We start from the raw sequence: 2,734 nt of genomic DNA, 5'->3' as shown, positions 1-2,734 counted from the left end.
AGGTGCCGGCCAGCGGCCGGCACTACCGGAACACCGGGCTTACAGCTTGTAGCCGGAGTGGATCGAGACGATGCCGCCGGTCAGGTTCTTGTAGTGGCAGCGCTCGAAGCCGGCCTGCCCCATCATCGCCTTCAGTTCGTCCTGCGGCGGATGCTTGCGGATGCTCTCGGCCAGGTACTGGTAGCTGTCCGAATCGTTGGCGAACAACTTGCCCAGCCTGGGCAGGATCTTGAACGAGTGGAAGTCGTAGATCGGCTTGAACCAGTCGGCAGTGACTTCGGAGAACTCCAGCACGCGGGCCTGGCCGCCCACCTTCAGCACGCGGTACATCTCGCGCAGGCCGGCGTCCTTGTCGGTCACGTTGCGCAGGCCGAAGGCAATGGTGACCAGGTCGAAGCTCTTGTCCGGGAACGGCAGGGCTTCGGCGTTGCACTGCACGTAGTCCAGGCCAAGCACCAGGCCGCGGTTGGTCAGGCGGTCGCGGCCGACCGACAGCATGCCGGCGTTGATGTCGCCCAGCACCACCGAGCCCTCGGCGCCGACGCGTTCCTTCAGCAGGGCGGCGATGTCGCCGGTGCCGCCGGCCAGATCGAGCACGCGGTCGCCCGGCTTCACCTGCGCGGTCGCCACGTAGTAGCGCTTCCACGCCCGGTGCACGCCCAGGCTCATCAGGTCGTTCATCAGGTCGTAGTTGCGCGCGACCGAGGTGAACACCTGGCCGACCAGCTTCTGCTTGTCCTTGGCGGCGACGTCGCGGAACCCGAAATGGGTGGTACCGGCTTTGTAGGGGGATTCGCTCATGGCCCCGATTATCGCACCGCCGGGGGCCAGCGGCACCCCCTGCCCGTATCATGGCGGGCCACGACTGACCGGAGCCCCCGCATGATCACCACGCCCGACTACCAGGCCCTGCTGCAGACCGCCATCGCCGAAGCCCGCCAGGGCCTGGCCGAGGGCGGCGTGCCGATCGGCGCGGCGCTGTACCACAACGACGGCCGCCTGCTCGGCTGCGGCCACAACCGCCGTGTGCAGGAAGGCGACCCGTCGGTGCACGGCGAAACCGACGCCTTCCGCAAGGCCGGCCGCCAGCGCCGCTACCAGGACACCATCATGGTCACCACCCTGGCGCCGTGCTGGTACTGCTCGGGCCTGGTGCGCCAGTTCAACATCGGCACCGTGGTGGTGGGCGAATCGCGCACGTTCCAGGGCGGCATCGACTGGCTGCGCGAGAACGGCGTCAACGTGATCGACCTCGACAATCAGGAATGCGTGGACCTGCTGGGCGATTTCATCAGCCGTCATCCCGACATCTGGAACGAGGACATCGGCGAATGAGCCACACGCACTCGTCTCTGCAACACATTTAATGAACGCTTCAGCGCCGGTGCGCCCTTGTGCCAGCGGCCTTTGCGGGCAACGGCGTGACCCCGTGCACAGTCAGCCAGGTCACGCGCACACGCTGCGGTAACACCCCACGCGGCTGACACGCCTACGGGTCACCGGGGCACCCTTTCCCCGGCGGAGCCAGCCATGTGCGCGCACGCCGTACGCCCTACGACAGACCCGATCCTCGATCCGATCCGCGAACGCTTGCAGCAGCAATATGCACTGCACCGGCGCGGCGCGCTGTTCTGGACTGCCTATCAGCACATGCAACTGGAGCTGGTCCGCCGCCACCCGCTCGACCAGGAGCGCCTGTGCAATGCGATGGCCGACATGGCCGAGGACCTCGGTGCGGTCGAGCATGCGCAATTGATCGGCAATCGCCACGCCGGCTCCACATCCCGCTGACGCTGCATGCACCGCCACATACGCCACACTCCGATGAACCCCCACTCCCTTTCCACTCAACCGAACTGGATTGTCATGCACGCTGAAGTCCCCACCATTCCTCCGGTCATCAACGTAGACGCCGAGCTTGACCACTGGCGCCGCCAACATGCCGAAGGCGCACTGCCGCACAACTCGTTCGGCTCGTACGTGCCGTGGATCAAGTTCGCCTGTGATTCGCTGATCACCCAGCCGCGCGCCAGCGAGGCCGAACGTGATGAGATGTTCCAGACCCAGTACGCCCTGCAGATCATGCCGCGGCTGAGCGAAGCCCAGGCCCGTGAGTTCGTCGACCGTTGCTGGCAGCACGTCTACCAGAGCAGCCCGGTGCGCAGCCTGCAGGCGCCACGACTGCAGCGCATGCGCGCCTGACCGGCGCTGCACGGCGCCTGCACGGGTCACTGCCGATCATCCTCGTCACCTGAGTGGGAACACGACGACGATGAAAGCGCGCAACCTGTTCAATACGATCGCCAAGAAGGCCGCGACAGCCACCGGCTCACCGTGGACCTTCCTGGCCGCGGTAGGGATCGTGGTGATCTGGGGCATCAGTGGTCCGGTGTTCGGTTTCAACGACACCTGGCAGCTGGTGATCAACACCGGCACCACCATCATCACCTTCCTGATGGTGTTCCTGATCCAGCACACGCAGAACGCGGACACCGCCGCGATGCAGATCAAGCTGGACGAGCTGATCCGGGCGACGGCCGAAGCCAACAACGAACTGCTGGATCTGGAAGAACTGGACGAAGCGCGCCTGGAAGAGATCCGTGCCGAGTACGAGCAGATGGCCCGCGAAGCAGGCGATGCGTTGGCGCGCGTTCGCGCCTGCCATGCGGCGCGGCGCGACGATGAAGCGGTGTAGCGGGCCCCGGAATGACAATGCCGGCCAGCGGCCGGCACT

Annotated in this window: 5 protein-coding genes; 4 read left to right on the top strand and 1 reads right to left on the bottom strand. The window is 66.0% G+C overall.

Going from position 1 to position 2,734, the window contains the following annotated elements; genetic code table 11:
- Positions 1-39: 39 nt before the first annotated feature.
- On the bottom strand, positions 40-801 hold the full coding sequence (ubiE, locus tag ABGA94_RS04765; RefSeq protein WP_134955896.1) for a bifunctional demethylmenaquinone methyltransferase/2-methoxy-6-polyprenyl-1,4-benzoquinol methylase UbiE: 762 nt from the start codon (positions 799-801) through the stop codon (positions 40-42).
- 81 nt (positions 802-882) lie between these two features.
- On the opposite strand from ubiE, the gene ABGA94_RS04760 reads away from it, so the two are divergent.
- The 4 genes from ABGA94_RS04760 (at position 883) to ABGA94_RS04745 (ending at position 2,695) form a co-directional block, all read left to right on the top strand.
- Positions 883-1,335 (top strand): nucleoside deaminase, encoded by a 453-nt coding sequence (locus ABGA94_RS04760; RefSeq protein WP_005419409.1) that lies wholly within the window; start codon positions 883-885, stop codon positions 1,333-1,335.
- Between the two features lie 195 nt (positions 1,336-1,530).
- On the top strand, positions 1,531-1,791 hold the full coding sequence (locus tag ABGA94_RS04755) for a hypothetical protein (protein WP_095378282.1): 261 nt from the start codon (positions 1,531-1,533) through the stop codon (positions 1,789-1,791).
- Between the two features lie 75 nt (positions 1,792-1,866).
- A complete protein-coding gene (locus tag ABGA94_RS04750; protein ID WP_005411085.1) occupies positions 1,867-2,202 on the top strand; it encodes a hypothetical protein in 336 nt (111 codons plus the stop codon).
- 70 nt (positions 2,203-2,272) lie between these two features.
- Positions 2,273-2,695 (top strand): low affinity iron permease family protein, encoded by a 423-nt coding sequence (locus ABGA94_RS04745; protein WP_069139167.1) that lies wholly within the window; start codon positions 2,273-2,275, stop codon positions 2,693-2,695.
- The last annotated feature ends 39 nt before the right edge of the window (positions 2,696-2,734 follow it).

Source organism: Stenotrophomonas sp. 3diitr2024 (assembly GCF_042136455.1).
In the GTDB taxonomy this organism is placed as follows: domain Bacteria; phylum Pseudomonadota; class Gammaproteobacteria; order Xanthomonadales; family Xanthomonadaceae; genus Stenotrophomonas; species Stenotrophomonas sepilia.
The sequence above is the reverse complement of the archived record's forward strand: the minus strand, read 5'-3'. Positions and strand labels throughout refer to the sequence as shown.